The sequence below is a fragment of the Psychromonas sp. SP041 genome (genome assembly GCF_000470315.2).
In the GTDB taxonomy this organism is placed as follows: Bacteria; Pseudomonadota; Gammaproteobacteria; order Enterobacterales; family Psychromonadaceae; genus Psychromonas.
In genome coordinates this window covers 60,501-78,790 of sequence record NZ_CBRF02000025.1, presented here as the reverse complement: position 1 = coordinate 78,790, position 18,290 = coordinate 60,501, and the positions used below count along the sequence as shown (strand labels likewise).

The 18,290-nt window shown below is 36.9% G+C and carries 14 protein-coding genes and 2 tRNA genes; 11 read left to right on the top strand and 5 right to left on the bottom strand.

Going from position 1 to position 18,290, the window contains the following annotated elements; all coding sequences use genetic code 11:
* The first annotated feature begins 283 nt into the window (after nt 1–283).
* From SP041_RS14130 to SP041_RS14120, 3 genes are all read left to right on the top strand, one after another.
* Nucleotides 284–372: transfer RNA gene (locus tag SP041_RS14130), tRNA-OTHER, on the top strand.
* 81 nt (nt 373–453) lie between these two features.
* Nucleotides 454–542 (top strand) — tRNA-OTHER (locus SP041_RS14125).
* Between the two features lie 701 nt (nt 543–1,243).
* The gene (locus SP041_RS14120) at nt 1,244–2,050 is read left to right on the top strand and encodes an ankyrin repeat domain-containing protein (RefSeq protein ID WP_025563781.1); all 807 of its coding nucleotides are present in this window, start codon (nt 1,244–1,246) and stop codon (nt 2,048–2,050) included.
* 171 nt (nt 2,051–2,221) lie between these two features.
* On the opposite strand, the gene SP041_RS14115 is transcribed toward SP041_RS14120, so the two are convergent.
* The 3 genes from SP041_RS14115 to SP041_RS14105 are packed head-to-tail and all read right to left on the bottom strand — an operon-like array spanning nt 2,222 to nt 5,127.
* Nucleotides 2,222–3,283 (bottom strand): iron ABC transporter permease, encoded by a 1,062-nt coding sequence (locus tag SP041_RS14115; RefSeq protein WP_025563783.1) that lies wholly within the window; start codon nt 3,281–3,283, stop codon nt 2,222–2,224.
* Nucleotides 3,283–4,260, bottom strand: a complete 978-nt coding sequence (locus SP041_RS14110; RefSeq protein WP_025563785.1) for an ABC transporter substrate-binding protein — start codon at nt 4,258–4,260, stop codon at nt 3,283–3,285. The genes SP041_RS14115 and SP041_RS14110 overlap by 1 nt, the downstream gene beginning before the upstream one ends.
* Before the next feature lie 6 nt (nt 4,261–4,266).
* Nucleotides 4,267–5,127: an ABC transporter ATP-binding protein gene (locus SP041_RS14105; RefSeq protein WP_025563787.1), complete on the bottom strand. Its 861-nt coding sequence runs from the start codon at nt 5,125–5,127 to the stop codon at nt 4,267–4,269.
* A 388-nt stretch (nt 5,128–5,515) separates the two neighbouring features.
* Here SP041_RS14105 and SP041_RS14100 point away from each other — a divergent pair, with 388 nt between their 5' ends.
* The 4 genes from SP041_RS14100 (at nt 5,516) to SP041_RS14085 (ending at nt 11,699) form a co-directional block, all read left to right on the top strand.
* Complete coding sequence (locus SP041_RS14100) at nt 5,516–6,733, top strand: ammonium transporter (protein WP_025563789.1); 1,218 nt, start codon at nt 5,516–5,518, stop codon at nt 6,731–6,733.
* Between the two features lie 263 nt (nt 6,734–6,996).
* Entirely contained in the window at nt 6,997–7,623 is a 627-nt protein-coding gene (gene upp / locus SP041_RS14095) for a uracil phosphoribosyltransferase (protein WP_025563791.1), read from the top strand.
* Nucleotides 7,624–7,797: 174 nt separating this feature from the next.
* On the top strand, nt 7,798–9,072 hold the full coding sequence (locus SP041_RS14090) for a uracil-xanthine permease family protein (RefSeq protein ID WP_025563793.1): 1,275 nt from the start codon (nt 7,798–7,800) through the stop codon (nt 9,070–9,072).
* Between the two features lie 212 nt (nt 9,073–9,284).
* The gene (locus SP041_RS14085) at nt 9,285–11,699 is read left to right on the top strand and encodes a DNA polymerase II (RefSeq protein ID WP_081695363.1); all 2,415 of its coding nucleotides are present in this window, start codon (nt 9,285–9,287) and stop codon (nt 11,697–11,699) included.
* Nucleotides 11,700–11,971: 272 nt separating this feature from the next.
* Here SP041_RS14085 and SP041_RS14080 read toward each other — a convergent pair whose 3' ends face one another.
* Nucleotides 11,972–13,024: an aldo/keto reductase gene (locus SP041_RS14080; RefSeq protein ID WP_037048563.1), complete on the bottom strand. Its 1,053-nt coding sequence runs from the start codon at nt 13,022–13,024 to the stop codon at nt 11,972–11,974.
* A 372-nt stretch (nt 13,025–13,396) separates the two neighbouring features.
* Here SP041_RS14080 and SP041_RS14075 point away from each other — a divergent pair, with 372 nt between their 5' ends.
* The 3 genes from SP041_RS14075 to SP041_RS14065 all read left to right on the top strand — a co-directional run bounded on the left by SP041_RS14075 (nt 13,397) and on the right by SP041_RS14065 (nt 15,179).
* Entirely contained in the window at nt 13,397–13,636 is a 240-nt protein-coding gene (locus SP041_RS14075; RefSeq protein ID WP_025563799.1) for a hypothetical protein, read from the top strand.
* A gap of 639 nt (nt 13,637–14,275) precedes the next feature.
* Nucleotides 14,276–14,800, top strand: coding sequence for an NADPH-dependent FMN reductase (locus SP041_RS14070; RefSeq protein WP_025563801.1), 525 nt, complete (start codon nt 14,276–14,278; stop codon nt 14,798–14,800).
* Between the two features lie 37 nt (nt 14,801–14,837).
* Nucleotides 14,838–15,179 (top strand): DUF1294 domain-containing protein, encoded by a 342-nt coding sequence (locus SP041_RS14065; protein WP_025563803.1) that lies wholly within the window; start codon nt 14,838–14,840, stop codon nt 15,177–15,179.
* A 244-nt stretch (nt 15,180–15,423) separates the two neighbouring features.
* Here the strand turns inward: SP041_RS14065 and SP041_RS14060 are convergent, their stop codons facing one another.
* Nucleotides 15,424–16,050: a hypothetical protein gene (locus tag SP041_RS14060; RefSeq protein ID WP_025563805.1), complete on the bottom strand. Its 627-nt coding sequence runs from the start codon at nt 16,048–16,050 to the stop codon at nt 15,424–15,426.
* A 227-nt stretch (nt 16,051–16,277) separates the two neighbouring features.
* Here SP041_RS14060 and SP041_RS14055 point away from each other — a divergent pair, with 227 nt between their 5' ends.
* Complete coding sequence (locus tag SP041_RS14055) at nt 16,278–18,266, top strand: DNA topoisomerase III (protein WP_025563807.1); 1,989 nt, start codon at nt 16,278–16,280, stop codon at nt 18,264–18,266.
* The last annotated feature ends 24 nt before the right edge of the window (nt 18,267–18,290 follow it).

The following is an 18,290-nucleotide window of genomic DNA, read 5'->3' as shown; positions in this document are numbered from 1 at the left end:
GCTTTTTGAGTACAAAATAATGCTTCTTCAATCCATTTAGAATCAATCGCTGTTAATACATTGTCGTAAGCATCTTTATTTTCAAATGATTCATACACCAATTCCATTTCTTGATTAAACAAAAAAATCCCCAACCTTAAATAAGAGTGGGGATTATGTTCTATCTGCAAGATCGTTCAAGTTTTCTTCTTAGATCCTTAACCGATCGGCATTATACTCAATGAGTAGGCTTTTTTTTGCTTAAAATTTAGAAACTGTTCAACAGACTAACAAATAGAACCATTCCTCTTTAACTCAGTTGGTAGAGCAACGGACTGTCCTCTTTTGAAGGTATAGCGTGTGTCGCTGGTTCAAGCCCAGCAAGAGGAGCCACATTCAAAAGCTTACTCAATGAGTAGGCTTTTTTTTGCTTAAAATTTAGAAACTGTTCAACAGGCTAACAAATAGAACCATTCCTCTTTAGCTCAGTTGGTAGAGCAACGGACTGTCCTCTTTTGAAGGTATAGCGTATGTCGCTGGTTTAAGTCCAGCAAGAGGAGCCACATTTAAAATCCTGAACATTATTGTTCAGGATTTTTTTCCTAAAATTTATGCTCTCCCTAATACATTAGCAAAAAGAGCAATTCCTCTTTAACTCAGTTGGTAGATCGACGGACTGTCCTCTTTTGAAGGTATAGCGTGTGTCGCTGGTTTAAGCCCTGCAAGAAGAGCCACATTTAAAAGCCTACTCGTTTGAGTTAATTTTTTTGCTTTAATTTTGCAAAAAGACCAAAATACAATTTCTCTTTAACTTAGTCGGTAGAGCAACTAACTGTCTGTTTTCAATGTATAGCGTGTGTCGCTGATTCAAGCCCAGCAAGAGGCGTCGCATTAAAAATCCTGAACATTATTGTTCAGGATTTTTTTTGCCTAAAATTCAGGAGCTGTTTAACAGACTAACAAAAAAACATTCCCCTTTAGTTTTGTTGGTAGATCAATAGATTGTCCTACTGTGAAAGGATCGTGTGTATCAATGGCTAAAGCTCAATAGAGTGGATATATTTAAAGACCTACTTATTGAGTGTTTTTTGCTTAGTGGTTATGCACTTCAAGGTTGAATCTGTCAACCTTTCCCTAGGGTAGTATTTTATCTCATAGAGAGGCATGACTTAATCTACTACAGATGCAGATATCGTTATTGTAGAGATTGAAGCATAATAAGATAAATGTATTAAAGCAGTTGAAACTTATGGGAATAATTACAATGGATGTTAAAGAAAAATTATTAACAAATCTTAAATGCTTTAATAGATCTTTATTAATTTTAAGCCTGTGTTTTACAAGTGCATGTAGTTTTGGAGGTAAAGTTAAAAAAAATAACTATTTTGATAGTAATATGGCTTTACTACTTAATGAAATCGAAAAGGGTGATAAGTTTACATCTAAACAGCTTATTAAAAATGGCTCTAATTTAAATAGTTATGGCAAAGAAGGTATTACTCCTCTTTTTTTCTTGATTATCAATAAAGACTTAAATGCTATTGAACTAGCATTACAACTTGGCGCAGATCCTAATTTTATTTCCGGTAATAATGATCATCCTATTGCTTATATTGTTGGAGATGGTGACGATAAGATTTTAGAATTACTGCTTAAATATGGTGGAAACGCAAACGCTGTTGATCATAATGCTTACCCTGTTATCTTTAGAGCAATTGGCCATGATAATTGGAACCATATTAATATGTTATTAGACGCTGGTGCGGATTTGAATTTAACTAATAAAACTAATGATAATTCAGCTTTATATTCAACTTCACTCAATAAATTTGAAATTACTTTTAGATTAATTGAGCTAGGTGCTGATTATCATTATCCTAATAAAGTAGGTGCTACCATTGCTAATCGAATAAACAAAAAACTATCTAGGAATCTTCTTACTCCAAAATTTAAAGCTTATGGTTGGGCTATTAAAACAAAAGAGCTCTTAATTAGTAAGGGAATTAAGTTTCCCCCATATTCACCTAAAGACGTTCGTGAAAGATTAAAAAACGGTCAATCTATTAATTAATTTAATGGATTATTTTATGCGTTTTGACATATATTGATGACAGTGTACTTAAACAGCGAAGAATAGTGGTTAAATCAATTATAATTAGGTTGCTAATACCCTCATGGGCTTATACAACTGTCTTATGAGCGATATTATACTCCTGAGCCTTCTTTCTAAAATTTACGGTTTTTAAAAAGCCACATTACGACGTTGTCGCATTAAAAACACAAAAGCGATACCGCCAGCTAGACCCGTTAAAATACCAATAGGCATATCTTCTGGTGGAATAATAATTCTTGCTACTATGTCAGCAAAGACTAAAAATAATGCGCCTAGTAAAGCTGATAATGGTAGAATTTTACGGTAGTCACCACCCACTAACAAACGGACGATATGCGGTACCATTAAGCCTACAAAGCCTATCACACCTGAGAAAGCAACAGCAGCACCCGTTAGCAGTGCACAAACCACAATGACGATTAAGCGGAAGCGTTGTACAGGCACACCTAAGGTACTCGCTGTTTCATCGCCTAGCATCATGGCATTTAGGTATCTTGCTTTATAAATAAGGTAGCTTGCCCCTAGTAATAAAGTAATAAATGGAAACCAAAGTTGATTCCATTGTGCTAACCCTAATCCACCCAACATCCAAAAAATAACCGTATGTGATGCGCGGTGGTCGCCCATGAAGATAAATAAGTTACCTAATGCGGTGAGTACAAATGCTACCGCGACACCTGCAAGCACTAATCTACCTGCGCTGTTAGCCATAGAGAAGTTAGCCACGCCTAATACTAAAAACATAGCAAACAAAGCCCCAATAAAGGCGAATACAGGCACAGTTACCAGCCCTAAAATCATACCAGTGTGTAATAACGCAATAATAGCGCCTAAAGCTGCCCCAGAAGAAATCCCCAATAAATGAGGATCTGCAAGCGGATTACGTGTGATCGACTGTAAGGCAGCACCAACTACAGCAAGCGTAGCCCCTACAATAGCGGCTAGAATAGTGCGAGGGAAACGGACTGCCCATACAATATTTTCACGTCCTATGGACCAATTAGGTAAACTATTGGAAAAGGATAGCTTATGAGCAATCACTCCCCACACTGTTGATTGTGAAATAGGTACAGAGCCAACACCAATTGCGATACCCATTGAGATAATGAGTAGTCCAGCTAAGCCCACTAATAGCAAACCTAATGGTATATTTGAAAAGCTTAGCTTTTTAGATGAAGGTAGCTTTTTCATTATTCCGTTCTAAACGCTTTAGCTAAACGTTTGATGGCTTGAATATTTCTTGGACCTGGTGTTGCTTCAACATATTCTAAAATAACAAAACGATTATTTTTTACAGCGGGAATATCTTTAAGCCCCGAATGGTTGCGCAGGAAATCAATTTTTTGCTGTGCCGTTACGTCACCGTAATTCACAATCGCGATAACTTCCGGTGCTCGGTCAATAACAGATTCCCAGCCCACTTGTATCCAACTTTTTTGTACATCATCAATAATATTTTTACCGCCAGCAGCCTCAATTAATGCCGTTGGCATACCGTGCATTCCTGATGTAAAAGGTTGCTCTTCACCTGAGTCATAGACGAATACTTTGGTCGGATGATCAAGTGGTGCTAAATTAGCTTGGAAGTCTTTTAATTCTTTTTTATAGCCTGTAACTAGTTTATTAGCGCGTTCTTCAACATTAAAAATATGACCTAGATTGGTTAGGTCATTATAAAGATCATCCATTGAGACTTTAGGTTTCTTCATAATATGAATACAACTTTCACTTAATTCATAAACTTTTATGCCTAACGGCGCTAGCGTATCTGGAGTAACACCTCCACCAACACGCATGCCATAGTTCCAGCCTGCAAAATAGAAGTCAGTGTCTGCACCTAATAACACTTCTTTCGTTGGATATTTAGGTGAAAGCTCTGGTAATTCACCGATACCAGCACGCAAAACAGGATCGAGTGTTTTCCAACCAGAAATGCCTGTTACACCTACCATATTGTCTTGTAAACCAAGTGCTAACATCATTTCTGTTAAATTCACATCATTTGACACCGCCGCTTTTGGCTTATGATCAAAAGTGACAATACGATCGCAGCTTTCTACATTAATAGGATAATGCGCTGGATCGCTCTGCGCTGCATATACGGTATTGGCTAATAAGCTCGTTAATACAATGGCGGTATACTTAAATGGGGCACTAACGTGAATCATGGTTAATTAATCCTGTTGGTTATTTGTATAAAAAGAAAATCGCGGACGTTGTGTTATCGGATGTTGATCAATAATAGTTTTAACTTCAAATACATGTTCAATTTGTTGTTCTGTAAATGCTTCATTTGCTGCCGAGTAACCTTGCATCTGTCCATCTTTCATCACCAGCACACGATCTGCATAAGCGGCTGCCAGTGATAAATCATGTAAAGAGACGATGATAGTGCAAGGTAATGTAGATAATAATTCAAGCACTTCAAGCTGATGGCGAATGTCTAAATGATTGGTGGGTTCATCTAGAATCAAAATATCTGGACCTTGTACTAAAGCGCGAGCGATCATAACGCGTTGTCGTTCGCCGCCAGATAAAGCGTTAAAGTTACGCTCAATAAGATGAGAGACATCCAATAATGCTAATACACCTTCAATGGCTTCACTATCTTCAGTGGTGCGCTTCCAACTGGTTGACTTAGGGGTTAATCCAATTTCAACCATCTCAAATACACTCAAACCAAATTCTGCCCCTGTATCTTGTAATACCGTTGCAATACGCTGAGCACAGGTACGAGCAGGTAATGACCAAATATCCTTTCCATCCATTAAAACTTGGCCTGAAGAAGGTTTATTAACACGATATAAGCAACGTAATAAACTGGTTTTTCCTGAACCGTTAGGGCCTACTACGGCAACAAATTCAGCAGGATTAACGGTAATACTAATGGGGTGAAGTAATGGAGTGTGTTTATAGGGTGACCAAGCTAGATTGTTTAACTCAAACGCAGCCGGTTTACAATTTGCAAAGCATGATAATGAGGATGCACTCCCTGATCTTTTTTTGTCGTCATTAGTAGATAAATTATTTAGCAAAGCAAGTAGAGTCCTATAACGACTAAGGTATTAAAAAGCACATGTTTAAAAATGGAAAAATATTAAATAGGACTATACGTAAGGCGTTTTATATAAACAAGTGAAGAGGCTTGAGTAATTTTCATTATCAATTGAAATTAATCAATATAAGCCAATTATTTTGGGATTTATATTTTTTATTTAAACTGAATTAACTTAAGTAAATATATTTTTTTTATAAAGGAAGTAAATCTTCGCATTATTCTTATCGTATTTTTATTTCGATTGTTGATTTTGAATCAAATAAACGTTCAAAAGTCACATAAAATGACATAAAACAATGTTAAGTAGGGGACCGATAAGTTATGGTTCTGCACAATTTTTTTTAAGGACTTTTGAGAGGGAATTTATGGAGTCAGTACAAAATCACGTCACAGCATTAATCAGTAGTGCAGATACCTTGTTTATATTATTAGGCGCAATCATGGTTTTTGCCATGCACGCAGGCTTTGCTTTTTTAGAAGTCGGCACCGTTCGCCATAAAAACCAAGTTAATGCATTAGTTAAAATCATGTCCGACTTTGGTGTGTCAGCTTTAGTCTATTTCTTCTTTGGTTATTGGTTAGCTTATGGGGTGACATTCTTTGATGGCGCTGCAGTACTTGCTGAAAACAATGGCTATGAGTTAGTTAAGTTTTTCTTTTTGATGACGTTTGCTGCTGCTATCCCCGCGATTATATCTGGTGGTGTTGCTGAGCGTGCTAAGTTTAACCCAATGCTAATTGCTGCTGCATTATGTGTTGGTCTTGTTTATCCTTTCTTTGAGGGGTTAATTTGGAATGGTAATTACGGCTTTCAAGAGTGGTTAGAAGTTAACTTCGGTGCGGGTTTCCATGACTTTGCTGGCTCTATTGTTGTACATGCAGTAGGTGGTTGGATTGCTTTTGCTGCGATTATTGTTTTAGGTAGCCGTAATGGTCGTTACCGTAACGGTAAAGTCGTTGCGTTTGCACCTTCGAACATTCCTCTATTAGCATTAGGTGCATGGATACTGTCTATTGGTTGGTTTGGTTTTAACGTGATGTCTGCACAAGCAATTGAAGGTATTAGCGGTTTAGTGGCAATGAATTCTTTAATGGCGATGGTTGGCGGTATTATTAGTTCTCTTGTTATTGGTAAAAAAGATCCTGGTTTCATTCATAATGGCCCATTAGCTGGTTTAGTCGCTGTTTGTGCTGGTTCTGATTTAATGCATCCGATCGGCGCTTTAATGACGGGGCTGGTTGCTGGTGGACTATTTGTTTGGGTATTTACCTACGTACAAAATAAATTTGCTCACTTTGACGATGTGTTAGGTGTATGGCCGTTACATGGACTGTGTGGTTTATGGGGTGGTGTTGCTGCTGGTATATTCGGACTTGAAGCCTTTGGTGGTTTAGGCGGTGTTACTTTTATGAGCCAATTAATAGGTTCTTTAGCAGGTGTATTATTTGCTGTTGTTGGCGGCTTCATTGTTTATAAAACAGTCAATGCAATCATGCCTATTCGCCTTAGTGAAGAAGATGAATTTAATGGTGCGGATGTAGCGATTCATAAAATTGGCGCGACTAACTTAAATAACAACTAGGTTTTATATTACTTATTACACTACTTATGACACCATTTATTACGTTATTTATTATATTCAGACACACATTGAAGTGTACTTTGAATATTGAAATGTTTTAAATCAAAAGGCTAAGAAGAAATTCTTGGCCTTTTTGCTTTAAAAATTGACTAATTTTAACAAAAAAGTGCGTTTTCAATTTATAATGATGCAGCACATAATTTGATTCATTTTATATTGTTATTATCAGCCGATTTTAAATTTTACCCATTTGGAGAAATATCATGAAAGTAGTTGAAGTAAAACATCCCCTGATCCAACATAAATTAGGTTTATTACGTGAAGCGGATATTAGTACCAAACGTTTTCGTGAGTTAGCACGTGAAGTTGCCAGTTTATTAACCTATGAAGCAACGAAAGATTTAGAACTAGAAGCGGTAACAATCCAAGGTTGGGAAGGTGAGTTAGAAGTTCAACAAATCGCAGGTAAAAAAGTAACAGTAGTGCCTATTTTACGTGCAGGTTTAGGCATGATGGATGGTGTTTTAGATTATATTCCAAGTGCAAAAGTAAGTGTTGTTGGTATCTACCGTGATGAAGAAACACTAGAGCCTGTTCCTTACTTCCAAAAATTAGTAAGCCAAATTGATCAACGTTTAGCCTTAGTCGTCGACCCAATGTTAGCGACTGGTGGCTCAATGATTTCAACATTAGACCTTATCAAAGAAAGTGGTTGTACTAATATTAAAGTTTTAATTTTAGTAGCAGCACCAGAAGGTCTAAAAGCATTAGAAGCTGCACATCCTGATATTGAAGTTTACACCGCGTCTATCGATTCACACTTGAATGAAAGTGGTTATATCGTTCCGGGTTTAGGCGATGCTGGCGATAAAATATTCGGCACTAAATAAGCTCTGTAAGCTTTATAAAAAACTGATAATTAGTGCGAAGCAATAAGTACTAAAGGTAATTAATAAGGCAGCTCATCGCCTTATTAAAATATTGAGCATGTTTATTTAACAGAATGTTTAAGTCTACGTGCTCAAAGACAAATTTTAACTGCAAATTATTAAAGGGAATTATTCATGTCTGACATCGCCTCAGAAGAACAATCCAAGCAACCTGAACAAGATATTACTGCCAACCTTAATGTATTTCAGCAATTACTAGCGGGTTCTCAAATGTTATTCGTTGCCTTTGGTGCATTGGTATTAATGCCTTTGATCACAGGTTTAGATCCTAATGTTGCTTTATTTACTGCTGGTATTGGTACGCTGTTATTTCATTTGGTGACCAAAGGTCAAGTACCTATCTTCTTAGCCTCTTCTTTTGCTTTTATTGCACCGATTGCTTATGGCGTTCAAACGTGGGGTATTCCAGCCACTATGTCTGGTTTATTTGCCGCGGGTGTTGTTTACATGCTGATGTCTTTCGCTGTAAAACTGAAAGGGGTTGAGTTTATTCATCGCTTATTACCACCTGTTGTAGTTGGTCCTGTGATCATGGTAATCGGTCTTGGTTTAGCCCCTGTTGCTGTGAATATGGCATTGGGTAAAACCGGTGATGCAAGCATGGTTTTGATTGATCAAAATACCGCTATGATCATCTCTTTTGCGTCTTTAATTACTACCTTGATCGTCTCGACATTGGCAAAAGGTATTTTTAAACTAGTGCCTATTTTTTGTGGTGTGATTGTTGGTTACTTGTTATCGCTGTTTTTTGGTATTTTAGATTTCACTGTGATATCTAATGCAGCATGGTTAAGTGTTCCACAGTTTGTTACACCTGAATGGAATTGGCATGCTGTGTTGTTTATGATTCCTGTTGCTATTGCCCCTGCTGTTGAACATGTTGGTGATATCCTTGCTATCAGTAATGTCACGGGTAAAAACTACTTGAAGAAACCAGGGTTGCACCGCACCTTATTTGGTGATGGTATTGCGACTAGTGCTGCATCATTGTTTGGTGGACCACCTAATACAACTTACTCTGAAGTAACTGGCGCGGTTATGTTAACGCGTAACTTTAACCCTAAAATTATGATGTGGGCGGCGGTTATTGCTATTCTACTTGCCTTTGTTGGTAAGTTTGGTGCGGTATTACAAACCATTCCTGGTGCGGTAATGGGCGGTATCATGATGTTGTTATTTGGTACGATTGCCTCGGTGGGTTTAAATACGATGATTCGTCATCGTGTTGATTTATCTCAGCCACGTAATATGTGTATTGTGTCAGTTACCTTGGTGTTTGGTATTGGCGGTATGGCATTAGGAATTGGTTCATTTAGCTTACAAGGTGTAAGCCTTTGTGGGATAGTGGCCATTTTACTTAATCTAGTATTACCGCGTCATCGCGTATAACGCTTCGTCGTTAATCTAGGTTGTAAAAGTAAGGGGCATTCGTGCTCCTTATTTATTTTTAGCCTTAGCTCTAAATTTTTTAATGCTCTGTATTTTTCCCCAATATGTATATTTTCCATTAAACCTTTAACATTAAAAATTAATGTCAATAAGCTATAGCTTATTTTCATAAATAATGACCTTTTCTCATAAACTGCTTTATGATGCACCCTATGAATGAATCTTCTATTACTTCCCTATCTGGTTTGATTTTATCACGTCAGCAAATTGAGACTGCGAATGGCGTTGATCTTGTTTTTTGGTTAAGCACCGAACGCGGACCTTGTCGACTTGTTATTCCACAGCAGCGTTATGTTTTCTTAATTGAACAAGATCAACTGGAACAAGCAGAAGCCATTTGGAAACAAGAAAATTGCCAGCCTAACTTTATCCGTCCACTTGATATTAAAACCTTTAATGGTAAAAAAGTTTGCGCTGTTTATACCTTTCAGCAACAGCTACATAAATGGTGCCAGTTAGCATTGATGCAGCAAAGCATTGCCACTTATGAAGGTGATATTAAACTCAGTGACCGTTACTTAATGGAGCGGTTTATCTATGGTTTGGTGAAAGTGTCAGGGCAGATAGAGTGGCTAGGAAGCTATTGGTCGTGTCAGCATGCAACCATTGCGAATGAGACCGACCCTGATGTTATCAAAGCGAATGTAACATTAAAAATGGTGTCATTGGATGTTGAGTGTAGCCCGCAAAGTGAGTTATATAGTATTGCATTAAGCATGGGGAATGTTGGGCAGAAAAAACAAGCACACCATACCGTCTTGATGATTGGTAAACCGCAAGCCGCGACCGATATCAATATCATCTGGGTTAAAGATGAACGGGCATTATTATCACAATTAATAACTTGGTTTGAGTGCTATGATCCCGATGCCATTATTGGTTGGGCTGTTGCTAACTTTGACATGCGTTTATTAGCAAAACGAGCACAACTATTAAATGTGCCTTTAACGATTGGCCGTGATGGTAGCGCATTAAAATGGCTGACACACCGAGACGACCCTGAATCTGGTTCGGTCATCTTAAATGGTCGGGTTGTGTTAGATGGTATTGATGCCTTAAAGAACGCAAGTTTACATTTTGAAAGTTATAGCTTGGAGTTTGTGAGCCAAAGCTTATTTGGTGAAGGTAAATTAATTGCGACCAATAGCGATAAAGGCTTGGAAATAAAGCGCCAATTTGAGCAAGAACCGTTAACACTTGCTCGTTATAATCTACAAGATTGTTTGTTAGTAGAACGCATTTTTGAAGATAAGCAATTAGCAGAATATACGATTCAACGAGCTAGGTTAACCGGCTTGATGTTAGAAAGGCGTGGTGCCTCGGTGGCTGCATTTATTAATTTATACTTACCTTTATTACACCGCAGTGGTTACATCGCACCCAACTTAGGAGATGTGCAAGCACAGCATTCACCTGGGGGGTTTGTCATGGACTCCATTCCTGGTTTATATGAATGGGTATTAGTGCTGGATTTTAAGTCTTTGTATCCGAACATTATTCGCAGCTTCAAAATTGACCCATTAGGGATGGTAGAAGGGTTGCTAGAAGCTGAAGATAAAACCATTCCTGGTTTTAGAGGGGCTCGATTTAGCCGTACAGAACATCACTTACCCGGTATTATAAATACCTTAACGAGTGCACGAGAACAGGCAAAGAAAGAAAAAAATAACGCCTTCCAACACGCAATCAAAATTATCATGAACAGTATGTACGGGGTATTAGGCTCTGCAGGTTGTCGATTCCATGATACACGATTGGCGAGTTCGATCACCTTACGCGGCCATCAAATTATGCAACAAACTGCGCGCTTTATTGAAAGCAAAGGGCAGCAAGTTATTTATGGCGATACTGATTCTACTTTTGTTTATTTAAAAGACTGTAAAAATCTGCAGCAAGCAAACGAAATTGGGCAACAGTTAGCGATTGATATCAATCAGCATTGGGAAGCGCTATTGCGCGATGAGTTTGATTTAGATTGCTTCTTAGAAATTGAATTCGAAACGGCATTTTCTAAGTTTTTTATGCCAACGTTACGTGGGCAAGATACGGGCTCTAAAAAACGTTATGCGGGATTAACTGCGACAGAGTCTGGCGAGAAAATGGTGTTTAAAGGGTTAGAAACGGTACGTTCAGATTGGACTGAGTTGGCACAAACCTTTCAAAAAACATTGTATCAAAAAGTCTTTTCAGAAATGCCTGTCGATGAATATATCACCGACACTATTGAGCAATTAAAACAAGGATTGTTAGACGATAAATTGGTCTATCACAAACGTCTACGTCGTCCATTAGCTGATTATGTGAAAAACATTCCTCCTCAAGTAAGGGCGGCGCGGTTAGCTGATCAACAAAATGCGGCATTAGGTTTACCTTTACGTTATCAACGAAACGGTCGTATTGGTTACTTATTAACGGTTAATGGCCCAGAGCCTCAGGAATATTGTCATTCTGACATTGATTATCAGCAATATATCGACAAGCAATTAAAACCGATTGCAGAGGCGATTTTACCCATCTTAGGTAAAGATTTTAATCTTATTACGTCAGACCAAATGTCGTTATTTTAAATAACTATACTTTAATTCCAATACTTCAATTGATTCAATCTTCAATGTTTTTGAACTGATAGGTTTTAAATTATAAGGGGGAAGTTAAATGCTAAAGCCGATGCTTAAAGGAAAGAGTCCAATAGAGTATCGGCTTGATTTAAGGCTGATGTGATTAAATTCCCTACTATTAGTTAAGTTGATTATTAACGAATAAAATAAAAAATTAACCAAGAAATCAACCTAAAAATTAAATAAGTCTAGTAAATAAGCCTAGTCGCTTAACCCGTCACTTAATAAGGTGCAGGATATAATTTTATGACGCCACTTATATCCGACAGAGCTTGTTCTGATAACGGATCTTTAAAGGCATTAATATTTTCTTTCAACTGTGCGATTGTTGTCGCGCCAATAATAGTTGAAGTTACACCATCAACTTGGTCACACCATTTCAATGCTAACTCTGCAGTAGTGATGCCATTAGTCATTGCAATTTCTTGATAAGCTTTAATTGCTGCTTCACTCGTTTCAGTATCTCTATATAGACCATTGCGCTGTTGAAGTGTCCAGCGACTCCCCTCAGGACGTGCACCATTAAGGTACTTGCCACTCAACATACCTGTTGCTAATGGTGACCAAGGTAAATAAGCGATATTTTCATGCACACAGTTTTCAATTAAATATGGCCAATCTTTCGCATGCAATAAACTAAACTCATTTTGAATAGAGACCATGCGCGGTAGGTTATGTTGTTCGCTGAGTTTTAAGAAGCTATTAATGCCCCATGGGGTATCGTCAGACAAGCCGCAATGGCGAATTTTTCCTGCTTTCACACATTTCTCTAAACCTTGTAAAATATCTAACATCGATTCAGTTTGTTCTGCGCTATCACTATCAGAAAATTTAAAATGATTTGGTGCATTACGACCAAAATGAGGTGTTTGACGGTTTGGCCAATGCAATTGATAAAGGTCGATATAATCTGTTTGTAATCGCTTTAAAGAGGCTTCTACTGAACTGATAACAGTTTCGCCAGTAATAGGACCTCCTTCTCTTACCCAAGGCAAACCTGGTCCTGCAATTTTAGACGCTAATATGATGTCTTTACGTTGGCTACTATTCTTTTTCAAATAATGCCCAATAATTGATTCTGTTTTACCGTAAGTCTCTGCAGAAGGCGGAACCGCATACATTTCTGCAGTATCAATAAAGTTAATATCTTGTGCTAATGCGTAGGCAATTTGTTGGTCGGCATCTTGCTGATTATTTTGTAATCCCCAAGTCATACTGCCTAAACAAACACGAGAAACGGATTCGTCACTACTGCCTAAAGTTGAAAACTGCATATTCACCCTTTTATAATTATCGAAATTAGTCTGCTAATGTAACTGCTTATGGCCCTTTTGTATATTACCTGAGAGAGGTGGTCGGAGCATTAAGCTGAACTTATAAATATGATAAAATAATTGATCATTAATGGTCGAAATTATCATCAAAATAACGTTCTAATCTCATATTTTATAGAAATTGAATTTTAAGTTAATCTAAATTGAATATTTTTATTGAATTTTTTGAATAATGCGTTAAAAAGAGAGGGTATAGTTTTTTATTTAATTGAAGATAAAAAGCGCCTATACGTTACGTATTAAAAACAATTTTTTTGTAGTTATAAAAAGCCGATAAAGGCTTAGCAATACTGTCATGATTGGAGAACTAAAATGACAAATACCAACACAAACTCTCTACAAACTGAAGACGATGATGTACAAGATGTGAATGACTTTTTTACTGAAGACGATTGGGATGAAGACAATTCTTCAACTAAAAAGAAACAAGCATTAATGAATGATAGAAAAAGAGGGCGAGTTCGCCGTAGCATTGAAGAAATTAAAGAAAGAAGACGTTTAAAAGATTTATTAGGTGATGATTACGACGATTTAGATTACCTCGATAGTTAAAAATTTAGACTGATAAGCTGTATTGTCTTTGTAATAAGGCGTTTCAAAAAATCATGCATTTATATCTTATGCTTTTGATGACACCTAAATGAAATTACACGGGATATAGCAATTTTATCTGTTATTAAAAAGGTTAATGGAAACATTAGCCTTTTTTTTCGTCTATTTTTTGTGATTGGTATTACTGCGATTAAATGAAGTTATTGAAACAGGTTTAAAAGGTTTAAAGTCTACATTCAATGATCGATTCAAATGAAAAGGTTCTTTTTAAAGGGTTTTTTACAGAGTGTTAATTGGATCGTTAAACTTACTATTAGTTTTCGATAATGATATCAATTATCAGTTCTATGTGATCTAATGTCGTGCGTTTAAAGTAGTGGTAATTGAAAGAGTATAGTCATTGCTCTTTTCCATATTTAATAAAAAATAAGTGGATAACACGTTTGCTTACAAATATATTATTAGAATTGATTTACAGTTACATAGTAGTAACATGACCATTATATTATGACATTTTTGTTACATGACAAATTGTAATGACAGATAAAATTAGTTATTCATTAAGTGATATTTCATACCTCGACCCTTATAGTTTTTTATTCAGCTATTGAGTGGCATCGGTATCATAAGGAGCTCAACATGAAAGTACTCGCGTTTGCTGCTAGTAACTCAGAAAATTCTATCAACCATAAATTAGCAGATTACACTGCAAATCTAATCCCAGATGCCGATGTCGAGTTATTAAACATTAATGACTTTGAAATGCCTATTTATAGTATTCAACGTGAAGTGCAATTAGGTAAACCAAAACAAGCACAAGATTTCTATGACAAAATTACAGAAGCTGATGTTTTAATTATCTCTTTTGCAGAACATAATGGTTCTTATACTGCTGCTTATAAAAACCTGTTTGATTGGACTTCTCGTATTGATATGAAGGTATACCAAGACAAACCTGTTTTAATGTTAGCGACTTCTCCAGGACCTGGTGGTGCATCTTCTGTATTAGGCTCTGCTGTTGGCTCGGCAACTTATTTTGCCGCGGATGTAAAAGGATCTTTATCCGTCCCTAACTTTTTTGATAACTTTGATATTGTGACGAATCAAGTCGTTAGTGTAGAAATCAAAGCTGCATTATTAGCAATGGTTTCAAAATTAAAATAACAGCATTTTTAACAGTGTTAAAGGCAAACTAAATAAAATGAAAAACCTTTTATTATTGCTGATCTCCACTGCTTACATCGTTTTTATTTTTTATTACCAGTCAATACAGCGACTACCTATGTGGTCGCTATATCTATTAGCTATTACTAATCTATTAAGTTTTATATTTTATGGTATGGATAAATTGGCAGCGATCAAGCATTGGCAAAGAACACCAGAAAAACACTTTTATGTTTTAGCACTATTATCTGGTTGGCCTGCAAGTGTATTAGGTCAAATAGTCTTTAATCACAAAATCAGCAAAGTGAGCTTTCGTCGGTGGTTTTATTTTATGAGCCTTGTTAATGCAACAGCAGTGGTAGGTTATTTATTGTATTAGCCTAATGAGTGATAGAGATTTAAGTGCTAATATAATTTTAAACATTGTACGACTACTTTAAATACTGATAAGGCCAATGTTACTAAAAAGACTGAACTTCGTTGGAACAAGCCACCCCCTAAATATAACTGCTAATATTCCCCTTCAACACTGCTTCTAAATATAGCCCTATATACCGTTTCTAAACACTGCACCCTAATTAAGTTTCTAAATAAAGAGCTCTGAACTCTCCTTGCAAATAGTCTTAAATTTCATCGGCCTCAAATGCTTCATTAGCTTTATTAAAGGCATCATTTTCAGCGCTGTTACCGTTGCTATCAAACAATTTCTCTAGTTTTTCTATGTGTTCATCCCAAAGTTCAGTGCTGCTTTTTTTGCCGTCTTTCCAAAGTTCATTACTAGATTCTTTTCCGTTATCCCAAAGCTCTTTAGTTGCCTCTTTACTCTCATTCCAGACTGCTTCACTAGATCCTTTACCATTATCCCAAATCTCTGCACTTGCTTCTTTACTACCTTCCCAGATCTCTTGACCTATTTCTTTACTTTTCTGCAAGGCTTCTTTGCTCGACTCTGTGCCTAACGTTAAAATATCTTGGCTGGTTTTTTTACTTTTCTCCCAAATTTCTTCGCTAGATTTACCTACTGCATCCCAAGACTTAGTGGGATCTGTTTTTCTCGCTGCAGAAGCGGCTATTTTCGCTCTCTCTAATAAGGTCGGTTTAGCTTCGCTTGTTTGTTGTTGTTCTGCTTGCAGATCAATCGCCATTGGCTCGCTTATTTTTTTTTCAGTCTCTTCCTCAGAGTCGCAGGCTGATAGTAATAACGCTGCGCTAAAACATAATGATGATGTTATCTTTTTTGACATTTTCATATCTCAATTCCTATGAGGTCATGCTAATTAACCAATTTCGAATAAGCTTATATAAAATAAGTTATGCTGGTTAATCTATGCGAATGATATCTTAAATATTAAGGGGTATTTTAAGAATCATTGGTGATTAGTCAAACAATAGTAAAACTAGTTGCAAATAAAGGCGTCTAAAACTTGAATTATTACACTATATAAAATACTGTTTATAAAAACAGTTGGAGTGTTCGTTGAAATTATATATTGCTGAAAAGCCAAGTTTAGGACGTGCAGTTGCAGATGCACTGCCAAAACCACATCGTAAAGCTGATGGATGTATCTATGCAGGCAATGGCGATGTGGTTAGTTGGTGTATTGGGCACTTATTAACGCAGGTTGATCCTGAAGCCTATGATCCTAGTTTTAAACAATGGAAATTCGAACACCTGCCAATCATTCCTGAAAAATGGAAACTAAAATCTGTTGCAACCACGAGTAAACAATTAAGTATTTTAAAAAAGTTAATTAAACAAGCTGATCAGTTGGTACATGTTGGTGACCCAGATCGAGAAGGTCAACTTCTCGTTGATGAAGTCATTCATTTCAGTGGTGTAAAAGGCAATAAATTAAAACAAGTAGAGCGTTGTTTAATCAGTGATTTAACGGTTAATGCTGTTAAACGTTCATTGCAACAATTACGTTCAAATCAAGATTTTATTCCTCTATCAACGTCTGCCTTAGCACGCACCCGAGCAGACTGGTTGTATGGTTTAAATTTAACGCGCGCTTATACCTTACTTGCACAAAAATCTGGTTACAAAGGTGTGATATCGGTTGGACGAGTGCAAACGCCGTTATTGGGCATAGTTGCAAGGCGCGATAAAGAGATTGAGCAGTTTGTTAGTAAGCCATTTTATGAGGTACTCGCACACTGCCAGGTTATTAACCAACAAAAAAATGAGCCTAGTTTTATTGCTAAGTGGCAACCGAGTGAGGCTTGTGCACCTTATCAGGACTCCGAAGGCCGTGTATTAGTAAAGGGATTGGCAGAAAACGTAGCGGCACGTATTACTAATCAACCCGCTACAGTTAAAAGTTTTATTAATAAAAATAAAAAACAGGTCGCGCCTTTACCTTATAATTTATCTAGTTTACAAATTGATGCGGCAAAACGTTTTGGATATAGCGCACAACAAGTATTAGATGCTGCGCAGGCACTTTATGAAAGGCATAAGTTAATTACTTACCCACGTTCAGATTCGCGTTATTTACCGCGTAATCATCATCAACAGGCTAAGTATGTTACTCAAGCAATTGCGAATAACGACAGTGCGATGCAAGAAGCTGTGCAAGGTGCCAATTTATCCATTAAAGGACGTGCCTGGAATGACAGTAAAGTCGATGCGCATCACGCCATTATTCCTACGGATACCAAAAAATCAACCAACACATTAGATTTGGTTTCAAAGAATATTTACCAATTAATTGCCCGTCAGTACCTCTGCCAATTTTATGATGACTATTGTTATGCGGAGTGCATTGCTGAAATAGAAATAAACCAAGGTTTGTTTGTTAGTAAAGCAAAATCAAAGCAAAGCGATGGCTGGAAGATACTGTTCCCACAAAAAGAAACTGAAAGCTTTTTACCAACGCTCAAAAAGGGGCAAGTTTTACATTGTGAGCGTGGTGAAGTGTTAGATAAAAATACACAACCTCCGGCTTTCTTTACTGATGCAACCTTGTTGGCGGCAATGAGTAATATTGCACGTTTTGTAAAAGATCCTGAGCTAAAAAAAATACTAAAAGAAACGGATGGGTTAGGAACAGAAGCGACCAGAGCTGGGATTATTGAATTACTGTTTAAGCGTCAATTCTTACAAAGAATCGGTAAAACTATTCAGGCAACTGAGGTTGGTCTAAAGTTAATTGAAAGCTTGCCAGATAGCCTAACGTTGCCTGATATGACCGCGTTATGGGAAATGCAGTTAAATGCTATTAGCCAAAAAGAACAAACTTATCAAGGCTTTGTATTTCCATTACAAGATCAGCTCGGGCATATTATAAGTAAAGCGATTGCTGATGGACCACAAGCGTTAATTAATTTACCAGCCAGTCCTGCAGGATTTAAAAAGTCGTTTTCTAAAAGAAAATCTGCGCCTAGAAAAACAACGGGTTTTAAGAAAACGACTAAAGCCATTGCTAACACTAAACCTAAGACTAAAAGAGCAGTGACTAAGTAAGTTTTATTAAAATACGCGATGACG

Bases quoted from the DNA above. Each gene is read 5' to 3' on its own strand.
- SP041_RS14120 (WP_025563781.1), top strand. From the start codon at position 1,244: ATGGATGTTAAAGAAAAATTATTAACAAATCTTAAATGCTTTAATAGA.
- SP041_RS14115 (WP_025563783.1), bottom strand. From the start codon at position 3,283: ATGAAAAAGCTACCTTCATCTAAAAAGCTAAGCTTTTCAAATATACCA.
- SP041_RS14110 (WP_025563785.1), bottom strand. From the start codon at position 4,260: ATGATTCACGTTAGTGCCCCATTTAAGTATACCGCCATTGTATTAACG.
- SP041_RS14100 (WP_025563789.1), top strand. From the start codon at position 5,516: ATGGAGTCAGTACAAAATCACGTCACAGCATTAATCAGTAGTGCAGAT.
- upp (WP_025563791.1), top strand. From the start codon at position 6,997: ATGAAAGTAGTTGAAGTAAAACATCCCCTGATCCAACATAAATTAGGT.
- SP041_RS14090 (WP_025563793.1), top strand. From the start codon at position 7,798: ATGTCTGACATCGCCTCAGAAGAACAATCCAAGCAACCTGAACAAGAT.
- SP041_RS14085 (WP_081695363.1), top strand. From the start codon at position 9,285: ATGAATGAATCTTCTATTACTTCCCTATCTGGTTTGATTTTATCACGT.
- SP041_RS14080 (WP_037048563.1), bottom strand. From the start codon at position 13,024: ATGCAGTTTTCAACTTTAGGCAGTAGTGACGAATCCGTTTCTCGTGTT.
- SP041_RS14075 (WP_025563799.1), top strand. From the start codon at position 13,397: ATGACAAATACCAACACAAACTCTCTACAAACTGAAGACGATGATGTA.
- SP041_RS14070 (WP_025563801.1), top strand. From the start codon at position 14,276: ATGAAAGTACTCGCGTTTGCTGCTAGTAACTCAGAAAATTCTATCAAC.
- SP041_RS14065 (WP_025563803.1), top strand. From the start codon at position 14,838: ATGAAAAACCTTTTATTATTGCTGATCTCCACTGCTTACATCGTTTTT.
- SP041_RS14060 (WP_025563805.1), bottom strand. From the start codon at position 16,050: ATGAAAATGTCAAAAAAGATAACATCATCATTATGTTTTAGCGCAGCG.